General features: G+C 64.0%; 19 protein-coding genes and 3 other RNA genes. 12 read left to right on the top strand and 10 right to left on the bottom strand.

Features of this window, described 5'->3' with window-relative positions:
• Nucleotides 1-48 precede the first annotated feature (48 nt).
• Nucleotides 49-225 (top strand): hypothetical protein, encoded by a 177-nt coding sequence (locus J5I97_RS17665; protein WP_208587912.1) that lies wholly within the window; start codon nt 49-51, stop codon nt 223-225.
• A gap of 303 nt (nt 226-528) precedes the next feature.
• On the opposite strand, the gene J5I97_RS17660 is transcribed toward J5I97_RS17665, so the two are convergent.
• From J5I97_RS17660 to ubiK, 3 genes are all read right to left on the bottom strand, one after another.
• Complete coding sequence (locus J5I97_RS17660) at nt 529-1,038, bottom strand: lipocalin family protein (protein WP_208587911.1); 510 nt, start codon at nt 1,036-1,038, stop codon at nt 529-531.
• Nucleotides 1,039-1,450: 412 nt separating this feature from the next.
• Nucleotides 1,451-2,971, bottom strand: a complete 1,521-nt coding sequence (locus J5I97_RS17655; RefSeq protein WP_208587910.1) for a YifB family Mg chelatase-like AAA ATPase — start codon at nt 2,969-2,971, stop codon at nt 1,451-1,453.
• A 15-nt stretch (nt 2,972-2,986) separates the two neighbouring features.
• Nucleotides 2,987-3,265 (bottom strand): ubiquinone biosynthesis accessory factor UbiK, encoded by a 279-nt coding sequence (gene ubiK, locus J5I97_RS17650; RefSeq protein ID WP_208587909.1) that lies wholly within the window; start codon nt 3,263-3,265, stop codon nt 2,987-2,989.
• Between the two features lie 153 nt (nt 3,266-3,418).
• On the opposite strand from ubiK, the gene J5I97_RS17645 reads away from it, so the two are divergent.
• The 3 genes from J5I97_RS17645 (at nt 3,419) to J5I97_RS17635 (ending at nt 7,153) form a co-directional block, all read left to right on the top strand.
• Nucleotides 3,419-3,793, top strand: a complete 375-nt coding sequence (locus J5I97_RS17645) for a P-II family nitrogen regulator (protein ID WP_279631213.1) — start codon at nt 3,419-3,421, stop codon at nt 3,791-3,793.
• A 351-nt stretch (nt 3,794-4,144) separates the two neighbouring features.
• Nucleotides 4,145-6,124, top strand: a complete 1,980-nt coding sequence (locus tag J5I97_RS17640; protein ID WP_208587905.1) for a beta-N-acetylhexosaminidase family protein — start codon at nt 4,145-4,147, stop codon at nt 6,122-6,124.
• 429 nt (nt 6,125-6,553) lie between these two features.
• Complete coding sequence (locus J5I97_RS17635; RefSeq protein WP_208591805.1) at nt 6,554-7,153, top strand: PH domain-containing protein; 600 nt, start codon at nt 6,554-6,556, stop codon at nt 7,151-7,153.
• Nucleotides 7,154-7,157: 4 nt separating this feature from the next.
• Here the strand turns inward: J5I97_RS17635 and J5I97_RS17630 are convergent.
• Nucleotides 7,158-7,229, bottom strand: a non-coding RNA gene (locus tag J5I97_RS17630) — sX9 sRNA.
• Between the two features lie 114 nt (nt 7,230-7,343).
• Here J5I97_RS17630 and J5I97_RS17625 point away from each other — a divergent pair.
• Nucleotides 7,344-7,409: non-coding RNA, sX9 sRNA (locus J5I97_RS17625), on the top strand.
• Between the two features lie 153 nt (nt 7,410-7,562).
• Here J5I97_RS17625 and speE read toward each other — a convergent pair.
• Complete coding sequence (gene speE / locus J5I97_RS17620) at nt 7,563-8,441, bottom strand: polyamine aminopropyltransferase (protein ID WP_208587904.1); 879 nt, start codon at nt 8,439-8,441, stop codon at nt 7,563-7,565.
• A gap of 238 nt (nt 8,442-8,679) precedes the next feature.
• On the opposite strand from speE, the gene speA reads away from it, so the two are divergent.
• The 4 genes from speA to J5I97_RS17600 all read left to right on the top strand — a co-directional run bounded on the left by speA (nt 8,680) and on the right by J5I97_RS17600 (nt 17,069).
• Nucleotides 8,680-10,566 (top strand): arginine decarboxylase, encoded by a 1,887-nt coding sequence (speA, locus tag J5I97_RS17615; protein ID WP_208587903.1) that lies wholly within the window; start codon nt 8,680-8,682, stop codon nt 10,564-10,566.
• 247 nt (nt 10,567-10,813) lie between these two features.
• A non-coding RNA gene (locus J5I97_RS17610) (sX9 sRNA) lies at nt 10,814-10,889 on the top strand.
• 854 nt (nt 10,890-11,743) lie between these two features.
• Nucleotides 11,744-15,730, top strand: coding sequence for a non-ribosomal peptide synthetase (locus tag J5I97_RS17605; protein ID WP_208587902.1), 3,987 nt, complete (start codon nt 11,744-11,746; stop codon nt 15,728-15,730).
• The gene (locus tag J5I97_RS17600; protein ID WP_208587901.1) at nt 15,723-17,069 is read left to right on the top strand and encodes a glycosyltransferase; all 1,347 of its coding nucleotides are present in this window, start codon (nt 15,723-15,725) and stop codon (nt 17,067-17,069) included. Before J5I97_RS17605 ends, J5I97_RS17600 begins: the two co-directional genes overlap by 8 nt.
• Nucleotides 17,070-17,402: 333 nt before the next feature.
• Here J5I97_RS17600 and J5I97_RS17595 read toward each other — a convergent pair whose 3' ends face one another.
• The 5 genes from J5I97_RS17595 to radC form a co-directional block, all read right to left on the bottom strand.
• Nucleotides 17,403-18,158: an SDR family NAD(P)-dependent oxidoreductase gene (locus J5I97_RS17595; RefSeq protein ID WP_208587900.1), complete on the bottom strand. Its 756-nt coding sequence runs from the start codon at nt 18,156-18,158 to the stop codon at nt 17,403-17,405.
• A gap of 326 nt (nt 18,159-18,484) precedes the next feature.
• Nucleotides 18,485-18,622 carry a hypothetical protein gene (locus tag J5I97_RS20700; protein ID WP_371885818.1) on the bottom strand — a complete coding sequence of 46 codons (138 nt, stop codon included), beginning with the start codon at nt 18,620-18,622 and terminating at the stop codon, nt 18,485-18,487.
• Between the two features lie 9 nt (nt 18,623-18,631).
• Nucleotides 18,632-19,507, bottom strand: coding sequence for an SPOR domain-containing protein (locus J5I97_RS17585; RefSeq protein WP_208587899.1), 876 nt, complete (start codon nt 19,505-19,507; stop codon nt 18,632-18,634).
• Nucleotides 19,508-19,703: 196 nt separating this feature from the next.
• On the bottom strand, nt 19,704-21,392 hold the full coding sequence (gene argS, locus J5I97_RS17580; RefSeq protein ID WP_208587897.1) for an arginine--tRNA ligase: 1,689 nt from the start codon (nt 21,390-21,392) through the stop codon (nt 19,704-19,706).
• Nucleotides 21,393-21,478: 86 nt separating this feature from the next.
• Entirely contained in the window at nt 21,479-22,156 is a 678-nt protein-coding gene (gene radC / locus J5I97_RS17575) for a RadC family protein (protein WP_002808439.1), read from the bottom strand.
• Between the two features lie 96 nt (nt 22,157-22,252).
• On the opposite strand from radC, the gene coaBC reads away from it, so the two are divergent.
• Genes coaBC through J5I97_RS17560 form a run of 3 tightly spaced genes read left to right on the top strand, consistent with a single transcriptional unit; the run spans nt 22,253 to nt 26,349 of the window.
• Nucleotides 22,253-23,527 carry a bifunctional phosphopantothenoylcysteine decarboxylase/phosphopantothenate--cysteine ligase CoaBC gene (gene coaBC, locus J5I97_RS17570; protein WP_208587895.1) on the top strand — a complete coding sequence of 425 codons (1,275 nt, stop codon included), beginning with the start codon at nt 22,253-22,255 and terminating at the stop codon, nt 23,525-23,527.
• Entirely contained in the window at nt 23,524-23,991 is a 468-nt protein-coding gene (dut, locus tag J5I97_RS17565; RefSeq protein ID WP_208587893.1) for a dUTP diphosphatase, read from the top strand. The genes coaBC and dut overlap by 4 nt, the downstream gene beginning before the upstream one ends.
• Nucleotides 23,992-24,003: 12 nt before the next feature.
• Nucleotides 24,004-26,349 (top strand): phosphomannomutase/phosphoglucomutase, encoded by a 2,346-nt coding sequence (locus tag J5I97_RS17560; RefSeq protein ID WP_208587892.1) that lies wholly within the window; start codon nt 24,004-24,006, stop codon nt 26,347-26,349.
• The last annotated feature ends 2 nt before the right edge of the window (nt 26,350-26,351 follow it).

Raw genomic sequence — 26,351 nt, 5'->3', positions numbered from 1 at the left:
CGGGACAATCCGGTCCCATGCAAGGCGCTTTCACTGGAGGAATCACTTATGACAACGCAGAAAGAACGCGTCGGCGGCACCGACGCGTTGCCGATCTTCAAGATGCAGGAAACCACACGCGACGGCGAGCTGACCAAGTACGTGGTCGGCAACACCGGTGTGGCCTTCGACAGCCTCGAAGGTGCCCAGGCCGCAGCCAAGGATCTGGGCACGTTGAACGGTTGAGAGCGCGTCGGCAGGCTGTCGTGTGATCGACACACCAGGGCGGCCGGTGCGCGCAATCGCAATGCCACATGCACTTCGGTTTCGCGCGCCGGCCGCGTGTTGTTGGCAGCTGCCAACGACGATCTGCTCCGGCGTGGGCGGGCTGCTGGAACGACCTACAAAAACTCTTGCACAGCCATCCAGAATGCGCGTCAGATGGCTGGTGGCATGGATCATGCGGATGCTCCAGTTCTGAGAGTGCCCGCAGCACTGTCCCACGACTGCTGCTTGCTACCAACGCTGGCCAGGTTTTGTTGGCCGCTCTTACGAAAGCGGCTGCTCGGTCATCCGCCCTGTGTGTGGGGTATGGATCAGCGGCGCCAGGTCGAAACCCTGTTCGCGCGCATGCGCCAGATAGGACTGCGCGATGTTTTCGTCCAACTGCGGCAGGCGCGCAAGTAGCCACAGGTATGTGCGATCGGGGCTGCCGACCAGTGCAGCGGTGTAGTCCGCATCGATTCGCATCACCCAGTAGTCGCCCTTGGTGAAGGGGATCCAGCGCAGGCCCTCGGGCAGGAAGGTGACTTCCAGCCGAGCATGCGTGTCGTCGATGGCACGCGCCTGCCCGATTGCTTCTTCCAATTCGCCTTTCGCAGTCAGGCAGCGGTTTTGCACGCGCACGCTGCCGTCCCCGTCCAGCGAGTAGTGCGCCGACACATCGGTGCAGTCTGCGTTCTCGAAGCGAATTGGCAGCCGGGCGATTTCGTACCAAGTGCCGAGATAGCGGTTCAGATCCAGCGATGGGACGGTAGACAGCTCGGGAAGTCGGCTCATGACGGCCTCTGCGGAATGGATTGACCGATGTTGTACGTGGATCGCCATGAAGTGGATGTTGGGATGTCGCGACCGGCGAAGAGCGCCGCTTATCGCCAGATGTCGCACCGCCGGCGCTCGGATCCTTATGTACCGCTCGTGTAGCCCGGTTCCTGCGCATCACCCGATGACTGCTCTCTGCGTTTCTTCAGCCACTTCAAGCCAGGCAGGTACCTGACGGTGTTGCGCCGACTTTTAGGGTGCAGCGGACCAACACGCTCGGTCGAACGCCCTAGGGACGAGGTTAGTAATACGTTCGTGCAGCTGCGCCGCAGGAGGGCCGTCGTAAATCGCTTGGCGGCCTAACCAGGCAAAGCGGAGTCGTTGCCCTGCCGTCGACTGCCGTCGCGCCTATACCGCTGGATCAGCGCTGTTACGCCGCGCTCGCTGCGCTCAACGCGCGATCCAGTTTGCGGTAGCCGATCGCTTCGGTCAGATGGCGCGTGGCGATCCCCGCGCTGTCGTCGAGATCGGAGATGGTGCGTGCCACGCGCAGGATGCGGTGCATCGAGCGTGCGGACAGCTGCAGATGCTCGATCGCGCGCTCCAGCAGCAGCTGATCGTCGCCCTGCAGGCGGCAATGGCGATCGGTGTCTGCCTGGTCGAGTTGCGCATTGGGCACGGTGGCGCGCGCAAGCTGTCGTTCACGGGCTGCGACCACGCGTGCACGCACGCTGGCACTGTCCTCGCCGACGTTGCCGCTGCGCAATGCTTGCGGCGGCAGTCGCGGCACTTCGACATGCAGATCGATACGGTCCAGCAATGGGCCGGAGATACGGCTGCGATAGCGACGAATACTGTCGCTGCCGCAGCGGCAACGCCCGCTGCCATCACCGGCCCAGCCACATGGGCAGGGGTTCATCGCGGCAACTAGTTGGAAACGAGCCGGGAAATCCACACTGCGCGCAGCGCGCGAGATGGTGACCAGGCCCGACTCCAGCGGCTCGCGCAGCACTTCCAAGGTCTGCCGTTGCCATTCGGGCAGCTCATCCAGAAACAGCACGCCGTTGTGGGCCAGGGAGATCTCGCCTGGACGCGGATGGGTGCCACCACCGACCAAAGCGGCTGCACTGGCGGTGTGATGGGGCGCGCGATAGGGCCGCTGTCGCCAGCGGGCGAGATCCAGCCCGCGGCCGCTGATCGAGGTGATGGCGGCGGTCTCCAGCGCTTCGGCTTCGCTGGCTTCCGGCAGCAGGCCAGGCAGGCGTGAGGCGAGCAAGGTCTTGCCGCACCCGGGGCTGCCGACCAGCAGCAGGTGGTGACCTCCTGCTGCGGCAATCTCCAGCGCGCGACGCGCATGCGGTTGGCCGCGCACATCTGCCATATCCGGCAGGGCACGTGCGCCTGGCGCCAGGATCGCCACCTCTGCCGCTGGCGCTTGCCGAGTGCCGTTGAGCGCGGCGCAGACTTCCAGCAAGGTGCGCGCGGTGAAGGCTTCCACATGCCCGGCGATCGCTGCTTCGGCGCCATTGGCCAGCGGCACGATCAGCCGTCGCCCGGCCTGCGCGGCTGCTAAAGCGGCAGGCAGCACCCCATCGACGCCGCGTAACTCGCCGGTGAGTGCAAGCTCGCCGAGAAATTCGTAGTCGGCCAACGCTTGCCGGTCGATCTGCCCGCTGGCGGCCAGGATGCCGAGCGCGATCGGCAAGTCGAAGCGGCCGCCTTCCTTCGGCAAATCGGCTGGCGCCAGGTTGATGGTGATGCGCCGGGCCGGGAATTCGAACTGTGCGCACAGCAATGCCGCACGTACGCGTTCGCGCGACTCACGCACCGCGGCCTCGGGCAGACCCACGATCTGGGTGGAAGGGAGGCCGCCGGAGAGATGCACTTCCACCCGAACTTCAGGCGCATGCACCCCCACGCGGGCACGGCTGTGCACCAGCGCCAGACTCATGGTGGAAGGCTCGCGTCAGGGAGTTGTGGGTAATGCAGCGGGCGGGGTGCCGGGCGCGCGTGCTTCCAGCGCGGCAACGGCTTTTTCCAATGCGTCGAGCTTTTCGCGCGTGCGCAGCAGTACCGCGCGCTGCACGTCGAACTCTTCGCGGGTGACCAGGTCCAGCTTGCCCAGGCCGGCCTGCAGCGCGCCCTTGAAGGCGCTGTGCAGATCTTCGCGCGATTGACGCAGGCCCGGCGGCACCAGATCGCTGAGGCGGCGGGCAAGGTCGTCGAGCTGATTGAAATCGATCATGGTGTTCTCCGCAGGTCCGTAGGAAGCCTAGTGCAGGCCGCCACACGAGGGACATCGGCAAGGCAGTCGGCAGGCTGTAAGAATAGTCCCATTCGGCTGTCGGCCGCGGTGACGGCTGCCCGCGACGGGATGAGCGTTGCTGCTGTCCACGGTATGCTGCGCCCCCGTCATGCCCTGGAACCTGCACCGATGAAAATGATCATGGCCATCGTCAAACCGTTCAAGCTCGACGATGTGCGCCAAGCACTCTCTGGCTGCGGCGTGGCGGGCATCACGGTGACCGAGGTCAAGGGCTTCGGTCGTCAGAAGGGCCACACCGAGCTGTATCGCGGCGCCGAATACGTGGTCGACTTCCTGCCCAAGGTGAAGATCGAAGTGGCAGTGACCGCCGACCAGGCCGAGCGCGTGGTCGAGGCGATCGTTGCGGCGGCAGGTACCGGCAAGATCGGCGATGGCAAGGTGTTTATGTACGACCTGGGTACCGTGGTGCGTATCCGCACCGGCGAGCTGGATAGCGACGCGTTGTAGGTTTTAGCGATGCGTGTGTCGGCTTGTCAGGTTCGACATGCAACGCGGACCTCAGTGCTGTAGCGCGATGGCCTGTCTGCTGCGTCGTGGTGCTGCAGTCGCGGTTGGATTGCGAAGGAGCAGCTTTTCGCTAATTCGATAATCCCGGCCGGAAGTCTTTGTGGTCATACCACTTAAATACCGCAGATCGCTTCCAAACCGAGCTGTTCGCAGATCGGGTCTAGATCCCGCATGCCTACCGCTTGCCCGAAAACGACAGGATATGCCAAGGCGGTTGGCTAATGCGCTTGTCGCCGCCCCACGACTTGCCTACTCTAGGTCGTAATACCATTTCAATACCGGAGTTCGGACATGAAGCAACGCGATAGGAAGTCGGGCTTGCGCCTGCTCTCGGTTCTGGTGGCGTTGGGTTTGAGCGTACCGGGCTTGACGCAACCGGTCACGCAGCCGGCGATCTTTCCGACCCCGATGTCGATCGCGCTGGAGGGCGGCACGGTCACGCTCGGTCGGTCGGCGGTGCTGGTCGTGGCGCCGGGCACGGACCCGGAGTCGGTTGTACTGGTCCGCCGCATTCTCAGCTCGGCTGGCGTTGCCAAGATCGCAACCGCCGCGCGCTTGCCTGCCACACTCGACCGCTTGTACATCGTCATCGGCACCGGCTGTGCGGTGGCGGTGCGCGATGCGCTGACCCGCAGCAAGGCGGTGCAGGACACGCATAAAGAAGGCTACACGCTCGCTAGCGTGGCGCTGGGCAGCGGCAGCCTGATCACGCTGGCCGGCCACGACGACGACGGGCTGTTCCATGCGGCGCAGACGCTGCGTCAGCTGGTTGAACGTCCGGCCATCCCAGCGCTGGTGATCCAGGATTACCCGGCGATGCCGATCCGCGGCACGATCGAAGGCTTCTACGGCGCGCCCTGGTCGATGACCGATCGCGCAAACCATTTGGAGTTTCTCGCCCGGACCAAGGCCAACACGTTCATCTACAGCCCAAAGGACGACCCCTACGCGCGCGATCGCTGGCGCGAGCCATACCCGGCCGCGACCTTGAAGGCGTTGGGCAAGTTGGCGGCCACCGCCAAGCGCAACCACGTCGATTTCGTCTATGCGATCTCGCCAGGACCGACTGTGTGCTTCTCCAATCCGGCCGATGCCAAAGCGTTGCTGCGTAAGTTCGATGCATTCCGCGCGTTGGGCGTGCGCAGCTTCTATGTGGCGCTGGACGATATCGAATACACCAAGTGGAATTGCGAGCGCGACAAGACCGCCTTCGGCGACTCCGGTGCACAGGCGGCCGGCATCGCACAGTCGTATCTGCTCAATCTGGTGCAGGCGGATCTGGGTGCCCGCCACGATGCGGCATCCGAACTGATCATGGTGCCGACCGAATATTACGACGCCAAGGAAAGCCCGTACAAGGAAGCGCTGCGCAAGCATCTGGACCCGAAGGTCGTCGTGCAGTGGACCGGCACCGACGTGGTGCCACCGGCCATTTCCCTGCCCGATGCACGTGCAGCGACCAAGGCGTTCGGACGCAAGACGCTGCTGTGGGACAACTACCCGGTCAACGATTTCGAAACCTCCGCCGGTCGCTTGCTGATGGCGCCGTACGCGCGGCGCGAAGCGGGCTTGTCGGCCGAGTTGTCCGGCATCGTCTCCAACCCGATGAATCAGGAAGTGCCCAGCCGCGTCGCGGTGATGGGGCTGACCGCGTTCGCGTGGAACGACAAGGGCTACGACGCCGAGCGCACCTGGCATGCTGCCGCGCGCGATCTTGCCGGTGGCGATGTGCGGGTGACCGCCGCGCTGCTCACTTTCTTCGATACCCAGCATCTGGCGCCCACCTTTGGTAGCCAGCCGTGGCAGGAACAGGCGCCACGGTTGAAGGGGGTGCTGGACCGCGTTCGCGAGGCGTTTGCGTTGGGCGATGAGGCGGCGCGTAGCCAGGCGCTCGCCGAGCTGGCACGCACTGCGGACGAGGTTGCGGCCGCGCCGGAGATCATCCGCGCGGGCGTGGCCGATCCAGGGTTCGCCGAGCAGTCGCGCCCCTGGCTGGCTGCGATGCAGCGTTGGGGCCGTGCGTTGCAGCAGACCGCCGCGGGGTTGGATGCCGCCAATCGCGGCGACACCGAGGCGCCGCGATTGTTTGCCGATGCAGCCGAAATCGCCGCCGCCGCCGCAGCGATTCCGTCGATTCCCGGCGCCACGCGTTTCGGCGGGCCGGTCAAGATTGCCGATGGGGTACTCGACCGTTTCGTGGCGGACGCACCGACGCTGATCGCCTACCCGGTGCCAAGGGCGTCAGATCCTGCGGCTGCGGCTGCGCGTTGACGGATTAGCGAGTTGGCCGCGGTTGACGCGCCGCCCTTGAGACAGCGGTACAGCCGCTTCCAGCCACCGTGCAGGCCGCGTACCTAAGAGCGGCCAACAAAACTACTGCGCCGCCGTCAAGCGGGCGCGGTATGCATGACCTCTACGCCGACGCGTATTACGACAACGACGAAGACATCACGATTCATCGTGCCCAATTGCTGAGCTTCGGTGCCGGAGTGCGGTTCCGAGTCAGCGATCGACAGCATCTTTATGCAGCGAACAGAGCCGATGGCGGCATCCGCCCTGTCGTCGTTTGGGCGGTATGAAGCGCTCAGCGATCCGACACCTGCGCGCTCTTCCGTCTTGCCTGGTATCGGCAACACGCGGCACAGATGTGGTGTCATAACCGGCAACGCTTCGGCTCAACCAATCACGATGAGGGATATTATGGATGTCTTTGCACGATTCCTGACCGACGAGCAGGATTCAGTGGCGGTGGGCAAAATCCTGCCAAAGGTGAGCGAATTACTGACGCGCGACGAGCAGGTCGAATACATCGCTGTGCAAAAGAAGATGATGATGAATCTGTCGCCGGATGCAGTGGTGCTGACCAACCGCAGGTTCATCGTGGTGCACCCCAAACTGTTCGGCATGACGTTTCGGGATTTCCCCTGGCGCGAAGTGCTCGATGTGCACATGAGCGAACAGATGCTGGGGGCGACGATCATGTGCCGCACCACGCAGGGCAGCTACGCGTCCATCGACAGCCTTCCGAAGAAGCAGGCGCGGCGGGTATATGCGTATGCGCAGCAAGTGGAAGAATCTGCATACGAAAAGCGCCAGCAGCTGGAAATCGACAAGTTGCGCGCGTCAGCCGGCGGCGTGGTGGTGCACGCACCCACTGCGCAGGGCGCCGCGCTTTCGGCTCCGCCCGCTACCGACGATCCGATGCAGGTGCTGAGCAAACTCAAGCAACTGCTCGATGCGGGACTGGTCACTCAAGAAGAGTTCGACGCCAAAAAAGTCGAGGTGCTGGCGCGCCTGTAAGAGCGGCTGACAGACGTAGCAGGCAGCCGTCAGCTGGCGTGGACTGCGCGGGAACCAAGGTGTACGTGTGGTACACGCCGCACCAGGCACCGGCGGCGGTGCACGCAGTTATTCTGATAGGCGGTTTAGAGCGACTAACAAAACGACTGCGCTCACCGCCAGGCGGGCGCGGCCGGTGCTCGCAATCGGCATGTACACGCGTACGCTTCGGTTCCTCCGCGCCCACCTGACGACTGCTCGCTACGTTTTGTTAGCCGCTCTTAAGCGGCGGTCTGCGGTGCTCTGCTATTGCAGCAGCCGGCGCACAGATCGCAACGCCGGTCGCGGGTGACTGAGCACAGCGTCAACACCGTTGTGCAGCCAGCAGGCGAGCGCAGCGTGCCGGCCATGTCGATCTGAGGACTGCTCGCTATGTGTCGCTGCCAGCGCTTAACTCGCCCAGCGCCTTGGCCACGAATGGCGGCGCAACCAGCACGCCAGTGTGCAAGTGCGCGTTGTAGTATAGCGTTTCGAAGCCCTTGGCCTGCGCCGCGTCCTGGCGGAACGCAAAATCGGCGTTGGCCTGCTTGCTGGCCATGGTCACGCTCCACCATCCGGTGGGGTAGCACGGCTGCGGGAACGGCAGGGTCTTAAACGACTGGAAGCCGGCCTTGCCCATTTCGGTGCGCATTTCATTGATCAGGTCCAGCAGCGCCAGCGGCGATTCGGATTGCTGCACCAGAATGCCGTCGTCCTTCAACGCCTTGAAGCAGCTTTCATAGAACGCCTTGTTGAACAGGCCTTCGGCCGGGCCGACCGGGTCGGTGGAATCGACGATCACGATGTCCACGCTGCCGGTCGGGCAGTTGGCCATGTAGGCCACGCCGTCGTCGAACAGGAGTTCGGCACGCGCATCGTGGTTGGAATCGCACAGTTCGGGGAAATATGTTTCCGACATGCGGGTGACCTGCTCATCGATATCGCACTGGGTGGCGCTTTGCACGCCTGGGTGCTTGAGCACCTCGCGCAGCGTGCCGCAGTCGCCGCCGCCGATGATCACCACCCGCTTGGGTGCGGTGTGGGTGAACAGCGCCGGGTGACTGATCATCTCGTGATAGAAAAAGTTGTCGCGGCTGGTCAGCATCACCGCGCCGTCGATGAGCATCAACTTGCCCCAGTCGGTGGTCTGGTAGATCTCGATTTTCTGGAACGGGGATTGCACCTCGTCCAGTTTGCCGCTGACGCGAAATCCAATGGCCGAGCCGGTCGGCTGGAAGTGTTCGATGTACCAGTTGTCGTTGGCGCTCATGCGTTAATCCTGGAGAGAATGGAGGCTGTTCCTTCTCCCACCGGGAGAAGGTGGCGCAAAGCGCCGGAGGAGGGTCGGGCGCAGCAGTCGCATACAGCCAAATTGCGCGCCGGCTGAACCGCATTTTGTCCCGCTCCTGCCAGCAGAGAGGGGCGGAAAGTCGGCGCGGATTGTAACGGACCCTGCGCGTGCCAGGCGTTACACTTCACGCCCTTTTTATTCCAGCCGAGTCAGCCAGATGAGCGATTGGTCCCTCGACCAAGCCCGCAAGACCTACTCGATCCCGCATTGGGCCGATGGGTACTTCGATGTGAACGACGCCGGACATGTAGTGGTCACACCGACCAGCGATGGTCCGTCGGTATCGCTGCCCGAAGTGGTGGAGGCCGCGCGTGCGGCCGGCGCCAAATTGCCGCTGTTGGTGCGCTTCCCGGACATTCTTGGCCAGCGCCTGGGCAAGTTGCAGGCGGCGTTCGCGCAGGCCCAGTCCGAATGGGACTACGCCGGTGGCTACACGGCCGTTTACCCGATCAAGGTCAACCAGCATCGCGGCGTGGCTGGCACGCTGGCCAGCCACCACGGCGACGGTTTCGGGCTGGAAGCGGGCAGCAAGCCGGAGTTGATGGCAGTGCTGGCGCTCTCGCGCCCGGGCGGGCTGATCGTTTGCAACGGCTACAAGGACCGCGAATACATCCGCCTGGCGCTGATCGGCCGCAAGCTCGGCCTGCAGACCTTCATCGTCATCGAAAAGCCCTCCGAGTTGAAGCTGGTGCTGGAAGAAGCGCGCGCGCTGGACCTCAAGCCCGGCCTGGGCGTGCGTATGCGCTTGGCCTCGCTTGGCGCGGGCAAGTGGCAGAACAGCGGTGGCGACAAGGCCAAGTTCGGGTTGTCGCCGCGCCAGGTGCTGGACCTGTGGAAGACGTTGCGCGACACCGAGTACGCCGACAGCCTGCAGTTGCTGCATTTCCACATGGGCTCGCAGATCTCCAACGTACGCGACATCGCCAACGGCATGCGCGAGGCCACGCGTTACTTCGTGGAGCTCTCGCGCCTGGGCGCCAACATCAGCCACGTCGATGTCGGTGGCGGCCTGGGCATCGATTACGAAGGCACCCGTTCTCGTAGCTATTGCTCGATCAACTACGGTCTGCATTCGTATGCCAGCAACATCGTGCAGCCATTGGCGAGCGCTTGCGAAGAGCACGGCCTGGTTCCGCCGCGCATCGTCACCGAGTGCGGCCGCGCAATGACCGCGCACCACGCGGTGCTGATCGCCAACGTGTCCGAAGTGGAGCAGGCGCCGGAAGGCCGCGTGCCCGACGCGCACGACGACGAACCAACGGCGATCCGCCACCTGCGCGAGATCCATGATGAACTCGATGTGCGCCCCGCAGTGGAATTGTTCCAAGAGGCGCAGCACTTCCACGCCGAAGGCCTGAGTGCATATGCGCTTGGCCAGATCGATCTCATCCATCGCGCGCGTATCGACGACTTGTTCTATGCCATCGCGCACGGCGTGCGTGCACGCCTGAGCTTCGACGAAAAGAGCCATCGCCAGGTGCTGGACGAGCTCAACGAGCGGCTGGTGGACAAGTACTTCGTCAACTTCAGCATATTCGAATCGATCCCGGATGTATGGGCGATCGATCAGGTGTTTCCGATTCTGCCGATCGAGCGCCTGAACGAAGCGCCGCAGCGGCGCGGCATCATCGCCGACATGACCTGCGATTCGGACGGCATGGTCAAGACCTATGTCGAGAACGAAAGCCTGGACAGCTCGTTGCCCCTGCATACGTTGAACGCGGGCGAAAGCTATCGCATCGGGTTTTTCCTGGTCGGCGCCTATCAGGAAATTCTCGGCGATATCCACAACCTGTTCGGCGATACAGATGCGGTGGAAGTGACCGTGGATGGCGATGGCTACCGCATCGCCCAGCAGCGCCGTGGCGATACCACCGACGTGATGCTGGACTACGTGGGCTATCAGCTGGACACGCTGCGTGCGACCTATGCCGAGCGCATCGCCGCCACGCAGCTGTCGCCGGAGCGCGCACAGCAACTCAGCGATGCACTGGAAGCCGGGCTGACCGGTTACACCTATCTGTCCGACGAACCGTTGGGCTGATCGCGCAGAGCGTCCCGCTCGCGCTGCGGCATGCGCCGTCGCGCGAGCGGCCGTCGCGTGTTGCGGCGTGGGTGCCGTGTTTGGGAAGCTCCGAATAACTCTTCGATGCGCTTTCGATCAACAACTGAGGCAATCGCCGCTTTGATTTTCGGCAATGACGATCGTCGCAGTTGAGCAACATTCTAAGAGTGGCTGACGAAACGTCTGCGCTCACCGCCAGGCGGGCGCGGCCGGTGAGTCGAAACGCATGTACCAGGCGAACACTGCGGTGGCTCCGCGCTGTCCGCGCCCAGCTGGCGACTGCTCGCTAGGTTTTGTTAGTAGCTCTTAGATAAGAGCCGTAATGCTGTAGGCGTACAAAACACAAACGCGTGATCGTTCAATTGCGTGCGGTATTTCTGCTCGCAACGACGGGCTCATGTGGTGACTTTCGCGATAACGCGCGCATGTCAATAGTGCGTGATGCAGCGGTCTTGTTTGCTGCGCTCTTTTCTTAGTGTTCGCAGCATTTATGCGATCAATGACGGACTCATGCAAAGAGTGTCCATTAGATAAAAGCCGCAAATGCCACAGATGTACGACATAAAAACACAAACACGTGATCGTTCGATTGCGTTCGGTAATTCTTCCGATAATGGCGGGCTCATGTGGCGATTTTCGCGATAACGCGCGCATGTCAGTGATGCGTGATGCAGTGGTCTTGTCTGCTGCATGCTTTAGCTTGTTTTCGAAGCATTTACCCAATCATTTGCGTATTAATTCAGTTATTTCCCGCTCGCCTTTGCGGCGCTCTATCGGATGCCGCGCAGAATCTGCAATGGCGTATCCACAAATAACGCTAATTGAAATCACACTTCTGATGTAAATTTTGAACGTGACATGCAAATCGTGATTTCTGCACGGTTCATCGTGGTTGCTGATTGTTACTGTTCGATTTACTTGGCGGAACACAATTCGTTTCAAAAAGACCGCTGCACACCCTTGTATCTATTGTGCGTTTCGCCTCGTTTTGCGTCTCCATTGTGAGTTACCACCGTGTATTGCCGGCGTCCGCTGGCGATCGACGGTACCCATTGCCCCGCGTTTCAAAGCTAGGTGCTGATCCGGCGTCTCAACTAACCGCATCGCGGTCAAGGCGCGACGACGGACTGCGCGCCACATAAGAAGGATGCACGCAATGCACACTGACGCCTCTCCCGTGTTTCCCCTCACCAAAGCCCAACGAGGCCTGTGGCTTGGTAGCAAGCTTTATACCGATAACACCTTGATGTTGTCGGAAGCGCTGGAATTATTCGGCCCGCTCGATCCGCACGTGTTGCTGCGTTCCAGCCTGCAGATCACACGCGAGTTAGACACATTGCGCCTGTGTATCGTCGAGCAGGGCGGAATGCCGGTGCAGGTTGTCTTGCCTGAGTATCCTGGCACGATGCCCTACTTCAACGTGGCCGATGATCCGACACCGCTTAACGCGGCCAAGTACTGGATCGACGAACAGATCCGCAAGCCTGAGGATTTGCTCAATGGGCCGCTTTGGCATTGCGCATTGTTCCGTCTTGGGGAGGACCATCATCTGTGGGTGCAATACATGAGCCACTTGGTGATGGATGGTTACACCACCGCCATGGTGGCGCAGCGCTTGGCGGTGCTTTACAGTGCCGACCTTGCCGGGACTGAGCCAGATCCTGCCGATTATGCCAGTGCGACTGAATTGGTTGCCTTGGAGCAGCAGTATCGCGACTCGGATCGCTATCAGCGCGACGGTGCTTATTGGATGCAGCAACTTGCCGATCTGCCGCCGCCTGCAACCCTTGCGCGGCTGAGCAATTATGAAATTGCCGGCTCGTTGCGCGGTACCGGTGATTTCTCTGCACGCCAGATCTTGCAATTGCGTGGGTTAGGCAAGCGCTACGCCGTCAGCTTGCCGCAGATGCTGATTGCGCTAGTGGCTGCTTACTACTATCGCAACACCGGAGCCGACGACCTGGTATTTGCCATGCCGGTGAGCGCGCGTATCAATGCGCGTTATCGGAAAACACCGGGAATGGTGGCCAATGTGGTCTACATCCGCTTGAAGATGCAGCCAGAGCAGCCGATCCACGCACTGTTCACGCAGGTCTCTTCAGTGGTCAAGCATGCATTGCGCCATCAGCAATACCGTTTCGAGGATGTGCGTCGCGACATGGGAATTTTCGGGGGAGAGCAGAAGATCGCGCGTCTTGCGGTCAATATCGAGGCCTTCGACTACACCTTGCGCTTCGGCGATGCGTACGCGGTGCCGCATAACCTTTCCAACGGCCCTGCCGATGACCTGACCATTTTCTGCTACGAGCGTGGCGATGGCGCTGCGCTGCGCTTCGATCTGGATGCCAATCCGGCGTTGTACGACAGCGACGAGCTGGCCGAACACTGCCGCCGTCTGACCCATCTGGCCGAAGCGGTGCTGGCCGATCCGGAATGCGCACTGGGTGAGGTCGACGTGCTGGGCGATGCGGAACGCCAGCGTCTGCTGTACACCTGGAACAACACCGCTGGGCCGTTGCCGGAATCGGCCACACTGTTGCACGGCATGCTGGAGCGCGCCGAGCTGATGCCGGCTGAAGTGGTGGTGCAATACGACAATCGTACGCTGGATTACGCCACCCTGTGCGAACTGGCCTCGCGCATCGCCGCGCAATGGGTGGCCGATGGCGTACGTCCCGGCGATGTGGTCGCCATCGCGTTGCCGCGCAGCGAGCAATTGCTGGTGGCGTTGCTGGCGGTGATGTGGAGCGGGGCGGCGTATCTGCCGCTGGACCCGGAGAGCCCGGCCGAACGCAACCGGCATATGCTCAGCGATTCCGGTGCCATTGCGCTGGTGTGCGAGCCGGCATTGTGCGAGCGCTATCTGCTCGGCGGCATGGTCTGGCTGGATCCGCGTCCGGCAGTGTTGCCGGCGGCGATCGCACCGCTCGCCACCCCCGATGGCACCGCCTACGTGTTGTACACCTCCGGTTCGACCGGCGCGCCCAAGGGCGTGGAGATCAGCCATCGCAACCTGTTCAACTTTCTGCATGCGATGGACCAAGAGCTGGCGCTGCGGCCGCGCGACCGCGTGTTGGCGGTCACCACCATTACCTTCGATATCGCCGGGCTGGAGTTGTATCTGCCGTTGCTGGTGGGCGCGCGCGTAGTCATCGCGCCGGCGGGCATTACCCATGATCCACTTAGCCTGTCGCGTTTGATCGCACATGAGAAGATAAGCGTGGTGCAGGCCACACCGTCGCTGTGGCGCATCCTGCTGGCTAACCAGGATCTAGCGCTGGACAGCATCCACGCGTTGGTCGGCGGCGAAGTCCTGGTGCCGAAACTGGCGGCCCAGTTGCTGAGCCGGGCAGGGCGCCTGACCCAGTTGTACGGGCCGACCGAAACCACGATCTGGTCGACCATTATGCCGTTGCAGTTGACCGACGCGGCGGCACCGCCGATCGGCAGGCCGCTGCTCAACACGCGCGTGTACGTGCTCGATGCGCAGCTGCAACCGTTGCCGACAGGCGCGGTGGGCGAGTTGTACATCGGCGGCGCAGGCGTAGCCAAGGGCTATCGCGGCAAACGCCAGCTCACCAGCGAACGCTTCCTGCGCGACCCGTTCGCGGGCGACGGCAGCAGCATGTACCGCACCGGCGACCGCGTGCGTCAGCGCCGCGACGGCCTGTTGGAATTCATCGGCCGCGCAGATGCGCAATTGAAGATCCGCGGCCACCGCGTGGAGCCTGCCGAAATCGAGAACGCCCTGTTGCAGCATTCGCAGGTGGCGCAGGCGGTGGTGGTCGGCCATAGCGATGGCGGCAACAACGCGCTGCAGCTGCTGGCGTACGTGGTGGGCAAGCATGGCAACACGCCATCGACCGAGCTGCTGCGCGCGCATCTGCAGCAGCACCTGCCAGCGTCGATGATTCCCACCTTGTGGGTGCCGTTGTCGGCCTTGCCGTTGACATCCAATGGCAAACTGGATCGCCGCGCATTACCGTCACCTGGCGTCTTGCCGCGCCGTGCGCGCGTTGCCCCGCGCGATGCGCTCGAACACCAACTGGCCGCGATGTTGCAGGAGATGTTGGGCATCGAGGTGGTGGGCGTGGACGACAATTTCTTCGACCTCGGCGGCGACTCGCTGCGTGCAGCGCAAATGATCGCGCGTTTCCCACAGATGTTCGGTGTCGAACTGCCGCTGGGCACGCTGTTCAACGCCCCGACGATTGCAGGCCTGGCCGAGGCGATCAAGCACAGGACGCAGGTCACTAACGATCCATTGAGCGTGCTGCTGCCACTGCGTGAAGGCACTGCAGGCACCACGCCGCTGTTCTGCATCCATCCGGTGTTCGGCCTGGGCTGGTCGTATCTCACCTTGCTCGGCCAGCTGGATCCGCAGTGGCCGGTGTATGCGCTGCAGTCGCCCGCCTTGAGCGACTCGCAGCATCGTCTGGAAAGCATCGAGGCGATCGCCCGCGATTACCTGTCGCGCCTGCGCACGGTGCAGCCGCAGGGACCGTATCGGTTGATCGGCTGGTCGCTGGGCGGCCTGATCGCCCACGCCATCACTGCCGAACTGCATGCGCTTGGCGAAGAAGTCGAACTGCTGGCGATGCTCGACAGCTACCCGTATCTGGAACAGGCCGCGTCGCTGCCGGAGTCCGAAAGCGTGCGCGCCTCGGTGCATGCGCTGGGCCTGACCCTGGCCCACGACCAACCGATGCCGACCACGGTAGCCGAGCTGGCCAGCCTGCTGTGCGATCACTATAGGCTGACCGAGGTGCAGGCGGTGCGCCAGCTGCTCGAGCAACGCCCCACGCTGCTGGAAGATATGGGTGGGGCCACCCAATATCACCTGCAGCTGGCACGGCGTCACCGGCCCAAACCGCTGGATCAGGATGTGTTGTTCGTCGAAGCGAGCGTGCGCATGACCTCCGCCGGAGACGAGAAGGTGTGGGTGGACTACCGGCCGCAGGTGTGGTCCCCGTATGTGCGCAACCTGCATTTACACGCCCTGGACTGCGACCACCATTCGATGCTCTCGCCCGCGCACTCGGCCACGCTCAGTAAGTTGCTGCATGCAGCTACCGCGCAAGCCTGGCAACAACGCAACGGCAGCATCGCCACAGCCAGCGATGGAGTAGCCGAATATGCCTGAGTCCATCTCCAGCCCGGCACCCAACCGCCCGGTGGTGATTGCCGTCCTGGGCACGCAAGGCGATGTGCGGCCGATCGTCGCCTTGGGCCGCGGTCTGCAGGAGCGCGGGTATCCGGTGCGGGTACTGACCAGCAGTAATTTCGAAGCGCTGATCCGCGCCAACGGGCTGGAATTTTTCCCCCTCAGCGGCGATCACCGGAAACTGCTGCAGGGCAACCCGGATGTGGCCGAGATGCGTGGTTCCCGGCGGGCAGTCTGGAATATCTGGCGCACGCACTTGCTGATGTGGGCGCGCGACTGGGCCGCGCAGGGCCGCGCAGCTTGTGCGGATGCAGGGTTGATTGTCGGCGTAGGCAGTGTGAGTTTCCTGGCGCATAGCCTAGGTCAGGCCTATGGTGTGCCGATGGTGTTTGCGCATTTGCAGCCTCTGACTGTCTCGCGCCATCTGCCATTGATGGTGGCGCCCAACCTGCGCCTGCCCGGACTGGTAAGCGTGGCCTTGCAGCACATGGCCCGCTTTGCCGGCTGGTCTCTGATGCGTCCAGTGCTCAACGAGCTCGTGCGCCCGGCACTTGGATTAACGGCATATCCGTGGAATGGCCCCGATCGCAGCGCGATGCGGGTGCTGTACGGCTACAGCACGCACTTATGCCCGCGTCCGCCGGATTGGCCGGAGAGCGTGCAGATCTGTGGCTTTTGGCAACTGCCGCAGCCGCAGTGGCAACCGCCAGCTGAGTTGCAGGCGTTCCTGAAGGCCGGGCCGCCGCCGCTGTATATCGGCTTCGGCAGCATGACCAGCAGCGATTCCGCGCAGCTCACTGCAACAGTCAAAGCAGCGGTGCGTCTGACTGGGCAACGTGCATTGCTGGCCAGTGGATGGGGCGGCCTGTCGACCGATGAGGCCGCTGCCGAAGATGATGCCGATCGCTTCTTCTATCTGGAACAGGCACCGCACGATTGGTTGTTTCCGCGCGTGGCGGTGGCTGTGCATCACGGTGGCGCCGGCACCACCGGCGCGGCGCTGGTGGCGGGGATTTCATCGGTGGTGCTGCCGTTCGGCTACGACCAACCGTTCTGGGCGCATTGCCTGGCCCAGCGCGGCGCCGCACCACCGGCGCTCGAACGGGCGGGGCTGCAGCCGCAAACCTTGGCCGATGCCTTGCGTCAGGCGAGCGCACCGGCCATGCGTGATGCGGCACGCGTACTCGGCCAGCGTATCGGCGAGGAAGATGGGGTGAGCAGGGCAGTCGATCAGCTGGAAGCATGGCACTTGCTGGAGCCGCCGGCTGTAGCGCCGGTGGCACCGGCCGCATGCATCGAGCAGCACGCTGTGTCATGAGGGGATGACGCCCTGGAAGACGCCAGGGCGTCGAGGGCGAGGAGGGCTATCGTTAAGCGTTGCAGTGTTGCGCGCTGCATACGTGGAGCAACGGCGTGTGGCCGCGTCGCCGCGACAATCGGCAGAACTCATCCACCTGAGTATGCGATCGGCTGGAAAGCCACACGTGTCGTTGCCATGCGGCACGATCAGGCTTCCCTGGCACACCTCGCCCGCATGCATTACGCGCCGGAGCGTCCGTTTTCGCCATCTCTCGACGTGTGGCGATTGGCCCACGCACTCGAACGCCACAACATCACATCGCGACACATGCACTGCCTGCATCGGCCACCATTACTGCGCGTCGCGGGCTACCTGAAAGCCGGCAAACGATTGCGTCACCGGCATGATTTCCAGCCGATTGATATTCAGATGCGCCGGCAGGCTGGCAACGTAGAAGATCTGCTCGGCGATGTCTTCGGCAGTCATCGGGGTGGCACCGCGGTACAGCGTGTCGGAGGCGGTCTGGTTGCCGCCGGTGCGCACCAGGGTGAATTCGGTTTCGGCCATGCCCGGTTCGATCGAGGTCACGCGCACGCCGGTGCCGTGCAGATCCGCGCGCAAGCCCAGCGAAAACTGTTGCACGAATGCCTTGGTGCCTCCGTAGACATTGCCGCCGGTGTACGGATAGGTCGCTGCCACCGAGGCGATGTTGATGATCGCGCCACGGCGTTCGATCAGCGCGGGTAACAGGCGGTGGGTAAGGGTGACCAGCGCGGTGACGTTGGTGTCGATCATCTGCTGCCACTGCGCCAGGTCGGCTTGCTGCGCGGGCGCGGTGCCCAGCGCCAGGCCGGCATTGTTGACCAGCACGTCGACGTCGGCGAACGCGGCTGGCAGTGCGTCGATCGCTGCCGACAAGGCCTGCGCATCGCGCATGTCGAAGGCGGCGGTGTGCACCTGGCCTGCGGGCAGTTCAGCGGCCAGCGCATCCAGGCGCTCGGCGCGGCGACCGGTGGCGGTGACCTTCCAGCCGGCGGCAGCAAAACGGCGCACGGCGGCGCTGCCGAATCCAGAGGTGGCACCGGTGATCAGAACAGTCTTGGACATGGGAACAACTCCTGCGAACGATGGGGATCAGGCGAAGCGATCAGGGTGTGGTGATAGCGCCGGGCATGCGCTTGGGCGCGATCTGCGCGCAGCATGGCTTCACTGAGCGGCTCATGTGTCACCACGCCGCTGTGTTGCACGTGCAAGCGCCGATAGGGCGCTGCGGCGGGTGCGGTGTCGCCGGCGGCGCCGTGTTGCAGGCGCCGATGACGATGCGATCCAGCAGCAATTGCGCCTTTTGCACACGCCAACAAGCTTGATGGCCGCCTCAGTTGGCAGTGCAACTGCCTAGCGCCTGCGTAACCAAACGTTGCCAAGTTGCCTGGTCATCGCACCGACGATAACGGCTCGGCCGACAGCGCCGTGTCTTGCCAGTCGATCTGGATGCGGTCGGGGATCTGCTCGGTGGCGTTCGCCGCCCCGATCAGTCCCCACCACAGCAACAGGCCGGCGCCGCGATGCATCACTTTCAGTTATTGCGCCTTGATGGCGATGGCGGGCAGCCCGTTGCCGGTCAGTTTTTGCTTGGCCGCGGCAAGTTCGCCAGCACTGCCATACGGCCCCATGCGCACGCGGTAAACCGTCCTGCCGCTGATTTCGGCCGATTCCACGCGCGCCGCCAGGCCCATCATCGCCAGCTTGGCCTTGGTCGACTCGGCATCGCCGGAAGCGCCAAACGCGCCGGCTTGCAGGATGTAGCGGCTGTTGTCTGCCATCGCTGGTGCGGCATTCGCTGCAGTGGTCGCAGCCACAGCTGGCCTTGGTGTTGCGGCCGCTGGCGGTGTGAGTGCTGCAGTGCTGGACGGTGCCGGTGTTGCGGCCGGGCGGGCTGGTACGGTTTCCGTCAACGGCTTGGGCGCGTTGGCTAGGGTTTCGTTCAACGGCACCGGCACGCCGGCGGCAGGCGTGGCCGCAGCCCCGCTGGCACCGTGTGCGGGCGCGACCGGCTTGCCTTCCAATGCCGCACGCGCACGCGCTGCTTCCTCGGCACGCGCGCTGGCGGCCAGTTCGGCATCGGACATCTGCACTTCCTTACCGGGCAGCAAGGTGTAGAAGTCGTACTGGGTCTGCGCATTGCCGGGCTTGACTTGCTGCTTGGACGGCTGCGCTCTGGGCTTGGGCAGCTCGGCTGGCGTATCCACATCGGCATCGGCCACCGGCTCGGGCTGCGCATCGGGGTTTGCGCGCGGGCCCATGCGCAGGAAGCCGTCGCCGTCCTTTTTGAACAGGTTGGGTGCGGCCAGGAAAATCACTGCCGCAATCGCAGCGCCCGCCACCAACCAGACCCAACCAGGGGTGCCATTGCTGGTGTTGCGTCGTGCCTGACTCTTACCACGTCGTGCTGCCATCTACCACTTCTCCGAAATCATGTCGTTGCGGGCCATGTGGCCCGGACTTGGAGCGGCTGTCGAAAGGATTGCGCAGCCACCCGGCAGCCGCGGCCGGTCGTCGGGCGGCCTGCATTGCGCACCGCCCGACGAGTGCAGTCCGAGCGCGCCATCTACGCCTGGCGGACGACTGCCGACGCTGTGCTGTTAATGACGCTTACATCTTTTCCGGAGCGCTGACGCCGAGCAATTCCAGGCCGTTTAAGAGCACCTGTTGCGTGGCGACGGCGAGAGTGAGCTTGGCGTCGCGCTCTGCGGGATCGTCCACCAGCAGTTTGGTGTTGTGATACCACGTGTGGAAGGCATGCGCCAATTCACGCAGGTACTGCGCGATCTGGTACGGCTCCAGCGCTTGACCTGCGATTTCGACCACTTCCGGGTAGCGCGACAGCTCCAGCATCACGTTGAGCGAATGCTCCTCGTCCAGGCGTGCGAGCTCGGCCAAACCATTGGCCTGGTCGTACTTGTAGCCCTTTTCCTGCGCCTGACGCAGCACGCTGCACACGCGCGCATGCGCGTACTGCACGTAGAACACCGGGTTGTCGTTGCTCTGCGCACGGGCCAGATCGATATCGAAGGTGAGCTGCGAATCGGGCTTGCGCGCGATCAGGAACCAGCGCACCGCATCGGCACTGGTTTCTTCGATCAGATCGCGCAAGGTGACGTAGCTACCGGCACGCTTGGACAGTTTCACTTCCTCGCCGCCGCGCATCACTGTGACCATCTGGTGCAGTACGTACTCCGGCCAGCCCTGTGGGATGCCCAGCTCCATCGCCTGTAGGCCGGCGCGCACGCGCGTCAGCGAACCGTGGTGGTCGGCGCCCAGTTCGGTGATGGCGCGCTCATAGCCGCGCTGCCACTTGGTCAGGTGATAGGCCACGTCCGGCACGAAGTAGGTGTAGGTGCCGTCGGACTTGCGCATCACGCGGTCCTTGTCGTCGCCGAAGTCGGTGGACTTCAACCACAACGCGCCGCCTTCCTCGTAGGTATGGCCGGAGTCGATCAGCTTTTGCACGGCCTCCTCGACCTTGCCGTCCTTGTACAACGAACTTTCGAGGAAATAGAGATCGAAATCGACGCGGAACGCAGCCAGGTCCTGGTTTTGCTCGTTGCGCAGATAGGCCACGGCGAAGCGGCGGATCGATTCCAGGTCTGCCGGATCCCGGGTGCCAGCGACCAGATGGCCTTCCAGGTCGACGCTGTCGCCGGCCAGATAAGCGTTGGCCACATCGGCGATGTAGTCGCCGCGGTAGCCATTCTCCGGCCAGCCGGCGCTGTCGGGGGTGAGCCCCTGCGCGCGTGCCTGCACCGACAACGCCAGATTCTCGATCTGCACGCCGGCATCGTTGTAATAGAACTCGCGCTTGACGTTCCAACCGTTGGCATCTAGCACGCGCGCCAAGCTGTCGCCGATCGCCGCTGCACGGCCGTGGCCAACATGCAGCGGGCCGGTCGGATTGGCCGAGACGTATTCCACACCCACCGAGCGTCCGTTGCCGGCCAACCCGCGACCGTAGTTGCGACCCTGCTTGATCACATGCGCCACTTCGCGCTGATACGCGGTCGTGGCCAGATGGAAATTGATGAAGCCCGGGCCGGCGATTTCTACCTTGGCCACGTCGTCGCTGGCCGGCAATGCGGCTACCAGCGCCTGAGCGAATGCGCGCGGGTTGCTGCGCGCCGGCTTGGCCAGCAGCATTGCCGCGTTGGTAGCGAAGTCGCCGTGCTCGCGCGTCTTGGGTCGCTCGACCACGAAATCCGGCGGCAGGGTGCCGGCAGGTAAAGTGCCGTCGGCGCGCAAGGCTTCAATGCCTTGGCCGATCAGTGCGCGGAGTTGGGATTTCACGTGAGATCTGCTTGGAATCAAACCATCGATTTTACCCGACCGCGCGCGCCGGGGTCCGGCCGATGGTTCAGGTCAGCACGAGGCCGTCATTCTAGCCAGCCGCGCTCGGCCAGCGACACCGGGCGGCCATCGCCGATCACGAAGTGGTCGAGCAGGCGGATATCCACCAGGTCCAGCCCCTGCAGCAGGCGGTGGGTGACCGCGCGGTCTGCCTCGGACGGCTCCGGATTGCCGGACGGATGGTTGTGCCCGACGATCACTGCTGCCGCGTTGTGCAGGAGCGCCCGCCGCACCACTTCGCGTGGATGGATGTCGGCGCCATCAATGGTGCCGGTGAACAGTTCTTCGAAGGCGATTGCGCGATGGCGGTTGTCCAGGAATAGCACCGCGAACACTTCGTAGGCACGTGCGCGCAGCTGCTGCGAGAAATAGCGGCCCACGCTGGACGGGTCGCTGAGCACCTCGCCGCGTTCCAGATCGCTCATCAGATGGCGATTGGCCAGTTCCATCGCCGCGTTGAGCTTGCACGCCGAGGCCGGCCCCAGGCCCGGCAGACGCACCAAGGCCGAGGCCGGGCGATCCAGCAGCAAGCGCAGCGGGCCGTGGCGATGCAGCAGATCGCGCGCGGTCTGCACGGCGTCCTGGCCGCGCAGGCCCGAGCCGACAAAGATCGCCAACAGCTCGGCATCGGACAAAGCAGCGGCCCCGCGCGCCAGAAGTTTCTCGCGCGGGCGTTCGTGGGTGGGCCAGTCGTGAATATGCATATGGCGAGATTGCCGGTCCTCATCCTCGACGCCTATCAGGCCAAGCGGGGGCATCGGCTAATCTAGTTGTCCTTGCAATCGTAGGACGACTCCGACGTGATCGGCTCCACTCAGGCCCGCCCCCTGGACGGACAGCGCTTGCTGCTGTGCGTCGGCGGAGGCATCGCCGCTTACAAATCGCTCGAACTGGTCCGTCGCCTGCGCGACGCCGGTGCGCAGGTGCAGGTCGCCATGACCAGCGGCGCACAACAGTTCGTCACCCCGCTCAGCTTCCAGGCACTGTCCGGGCAACCCACCCGCACCACGCTGTGGGACAGCGCCGCCGAGCAGGCGATGGGGCATATCGAACTGGCCCGCTGGGCCGATCAGGTGATCCTCGCTCCGGCCACCGCCGACCTGCTGGCGCGTCTGGCGCATGGCCTGGCCGACGATCTGGTCACCACGCTATGCCTGGCCACCACCGCGCCGCTGACCGTGGCCCCGGCGATGAACCACCGCATGTGGCTGCATCCGGCCACGCAGGCGAATGTGGCGACCCTGTCCGCACGCGGCGTGCGCGTGGTCGGCCCGGACGATGGCCCGCTGGCCGAAGGCGAATCCGGTCCTGGCCGACTGGCCGAGCCGGCGGCGATCATTGCCGCCCTGGCCGTCGGTGCTGCTAGCGGCAGCGTTGCGCAGGTCGGCCCCAAGAGCGCAACTGCGCGGGCCTTCGTGCCCAGCAGCGCGCAGTTGGATGGCTTGCGCATCGTGATCAGCGCCGGCCCCACCTTCGAAGACCTGGACCCGGTGCGCTACATGGGCAACCGCAGCAGCGGCAAGATGGGCTACGCGCTGGCCGCCGCCGCTGCGCGCCAGGGCGCCGATGTGGTGCTGGTCAGCGGGCCGGTGCATCAAACCACCCCGGCAGGCGTGCAGCGGATCGATGTGCGCTCGGCCGCGCAGATGCACGATGCGGTGCTGGGCGCGTTCCCGGCCGACATCTACATCGGTGCTGCTGCAGTGGCCGACTACACTCCCAAGCGGGTGGTCGCGCAGAAGATCAAGAAGACCGGCCAGACGCTGACCCTGGAACTGGTGCGCACCCCGGACATTCTTTCGGAGGTCGCTTCGCAGACCGGCGCGCTGAAACTGGTGGTCGGTTTTGCCGCCGAAACGCACGATGTGGAGCACTATGCACGTAGCAAGCTGGTGGCCAAGCGGCTGGATCTGATCATCGCCAACCAAGTGGGGATCGAAGGCGGCGGCTTCGAAAGCGACAACAACGCTGCGACTGCGTATTGGCAGGGTGGCCAGTGCACGTTCCCCAGTAGCAGCAAGACCGCATTGGCCGATCAACTGCTGGCCCTGATCGCAGAGAGATTGCAGGCATGAGCACCTCAACCCGGTCCTTGCAGGTGAAGTTGCTCGACCCACGCTTCGGTGACCTGTGGCCGCTACCGGCCTACGCCACCGAATGCAGCGCCGGCATGGACCTGCGCGCCGCGCTGGAAGCGCCGATGACGCTGGAGCCTGGCGATGCCGCCCTGATTCCCAGCGGCATCGCGATTCATTTGTCCGATCCGCAGGTGTGCGCGGTGATCCTGCCGCGCTCCGGCCTGGGCCATCGCCACGGCATCGTGCTCGGCAACGGCACCGGCCTGATCGATGCCGATTACCAGGGCCCGCTGTTGATCAGCACCTGGAATCGCGGCCGCGCCGCCTTCACCATCGAGCCGGGCGATCGCATTGCACAGCTAGTGATCCTGCCGATCGTGCGCGTGGGCTTGCAAGTGGTGGATACTTTCCTCGACAGCGCGCGGGGAGCGGGTGGGTTCGGCCACACCGGCGTGCGCTGACGGGGGAGTCACATGAGCAAGGCGAACGGGCGCAGGCAGTCGATGTCCAGTGTGCATACGAGTGGTCCGGTGTTGGGGGGCCTGTTGTTGTTTGCCGCTTGGTTCGGCTGGAACAGCTATGCGCAATGGCGCGAAGAAGCGGTTGCGCAAAATCTGGAGAAGGCGCGCGACCGCGCCGTGCAGGAGGTCAGCCAGGCGATGGCCAGACAGGCCAGCCAGCTCGACGCTGTGCTCAAGCAGCCGCCGGTCATTGCCGCATTGGCCAATGGCGACGCACTGGCTGCCGCCTCGGCCATCCGCGAGCGCTTCAAGGGCGCCGAGGACGTGCAGGTGCTGCCGGGCCATCTCACCGCCGCTTATGACAATCCCAAGGACTTCGGCTATGCGCGGCTGAGCCTGCTCGAGTCGGCACTGGTCGCCGAACGCGCGCAGGTACACGTGGTGCGCGACGCCAAGCAGGTACGTCTCGGTGTGGCGGCAGCGGTACGCCTGGGCGCGCAACCGGCGGTGGCCTATGCGCGCCTTCCGTTGTTGCGCCTGACCGGCCCGCTGGATGCGATTGCGGTGCCCGGGAGCGCCTATCTGGCACTGCGCCAGGGCAGCTACAACGTGGCCCAGCAAGGCAATGCCGCATTGGCCGATGCCGCCGAAACGCTGGCCAAACCATTGGGCACCAGTGGCCTGCGCGTCGCTGCTGCCGTACCGCAAAGCCACAACGGCCCGCTGGGGCTTGGCGCGCTCGGCTGCGCCATCGTGGCCGCGTTGCTGCTGAGCATCGCCGTCTTGCTGGTGCTGGTCAGCCGTGGCCGTGTTGCCCTGCCGCGCCGCCGCGTTGCCGGCGACTCGACCGCCGACGAGCCCACATTCAGTCAAAGCCTGCAGTACGATGCCAGCCTCGCCAGCGAGGCGCCCGCGCTGGACGAGGAGCGCGCACTGCCAGCAGCACCGGCACTGGTGCCACCCGTGCAGATCGCCACCGAGATGTTTCGCGCCTACGACATCCGCGGCGTGGTCGGCAAAGACCTCAATCCCGGCATTGCTGCGTTGATCGGCCAATCCATCGGCAGCGTGATGCAAGCGCAGGGCTTGGGCGATGTGGTGGTCGGTCGCGACGGGCGTCTGTCGGGTGCGGAGCTTGCCAATGGGTTGATCGAAGGCCTGCGCCGCGCCGGCTGCAAGGTGATCGACATCGGTCTGGCGCCCACCCCGGTGGTGTATTTCGGCGCCTACGAACTGCACGCCGGCAGCTGCGTGGCGGTTACCGGCAGCCACAATCCGCCCGACTACAACGGCTTCAAGATTGTCATCGGCGGCGAGACCCTGTCGGGTGCGGAGATCACCGAACTGCACCAGCGCATCAACGAAGGTCGGTTGCACACCGCCGCCACGCCCGGCGAACTGGAACAGCGCGACATCAGCGATGCCTACATCCAGCGCATCGTCGGCGACGTATCGCTGGACCGCCCGATCAAGGTCGTGGTGGATGCCGGCAATGGCGCGGGCGGCGATATCGCGCCGCGTCTGCTGGAAGCGATCGGTGCCGAGGTCGTCCCGCTGTACTGCGAGATCGATGGCACGTTCCCCAACCACCACCCCGACCCAAGCGAGCCGCACAACCTCGACGATCTGGTGAAGATGGTGAAGCGGTTCGATGCCGATATCGGCGTGGCCTTCGATGGCGATGCCGACCGTCTGGGCGTGGTCACCAGGGAAGGTGCCATCGTGTTTCCGGACCGTCTGCTGATGTTGTTCGCTGCCGATGTGCTGCAACGCAATCCCGGCGCGTTGGTGATCTACGACGTGAAGTGCACCGGCAAGTTGTACGACTACGTGCTGCGCAACGGCGGCAGCCCGTTGATGTGGAAGACCGGGCATTCGTTGATCAAATCCAAGATGCGCCAGACCGATGCCGAACTGGCGGGCGAGATGAGCGGGCACTTCTTCTTCAAGGAACGCTGGTACGGCTTCGACGATGGTATCTACGCGGCCGCACGTTTGCTGGAAATCCTGGCGCAGCGCGAGCAAACCCCCTCCGAGGTGCTGGACGCACTGCCCGAAAGTGTATCTGCCCCGGAGATCAAGGTGCCGGTGGACGGCGATGCGCACGCGCTGGTGGCGCGCTTTGTCGAACGAGCCGAGGCCGGCGAAGAATCACCGTTCGAGTCGGCGCGCTTGTCGACGATTGACGGGTTGCGCGCGGATTTCGCCGACGGTTGGGGCCTGGTACGCGCGTCCAACACCACGCCGATTCTGGTGCTGCGTTTCGAAGCCGACACCGAGGCTGCATTGCAGCGGATTCGCGCATTGTTCCGTAGCCAATTGCAGGCGTTGTTGCCCGAGCATCCGCTGACGTTTTGATT

Origin of the sequence: Xanthomonas fragariae (genome assembly GCF_017603965.1) — a bacterium.
GTDB classification, from domain to species: domain Bacteria; phylum Pseudomonadota; class Gammaproteobacteria; order Xanthomonadales; family Xanthomonadaceae; genus Xanthomonas; species Xanthomonas fragariae_A.
Note: the sequence above shows the minus strand (reverse complement) of the source record. Positions and strands in the feature narration are given on the sequence as shown.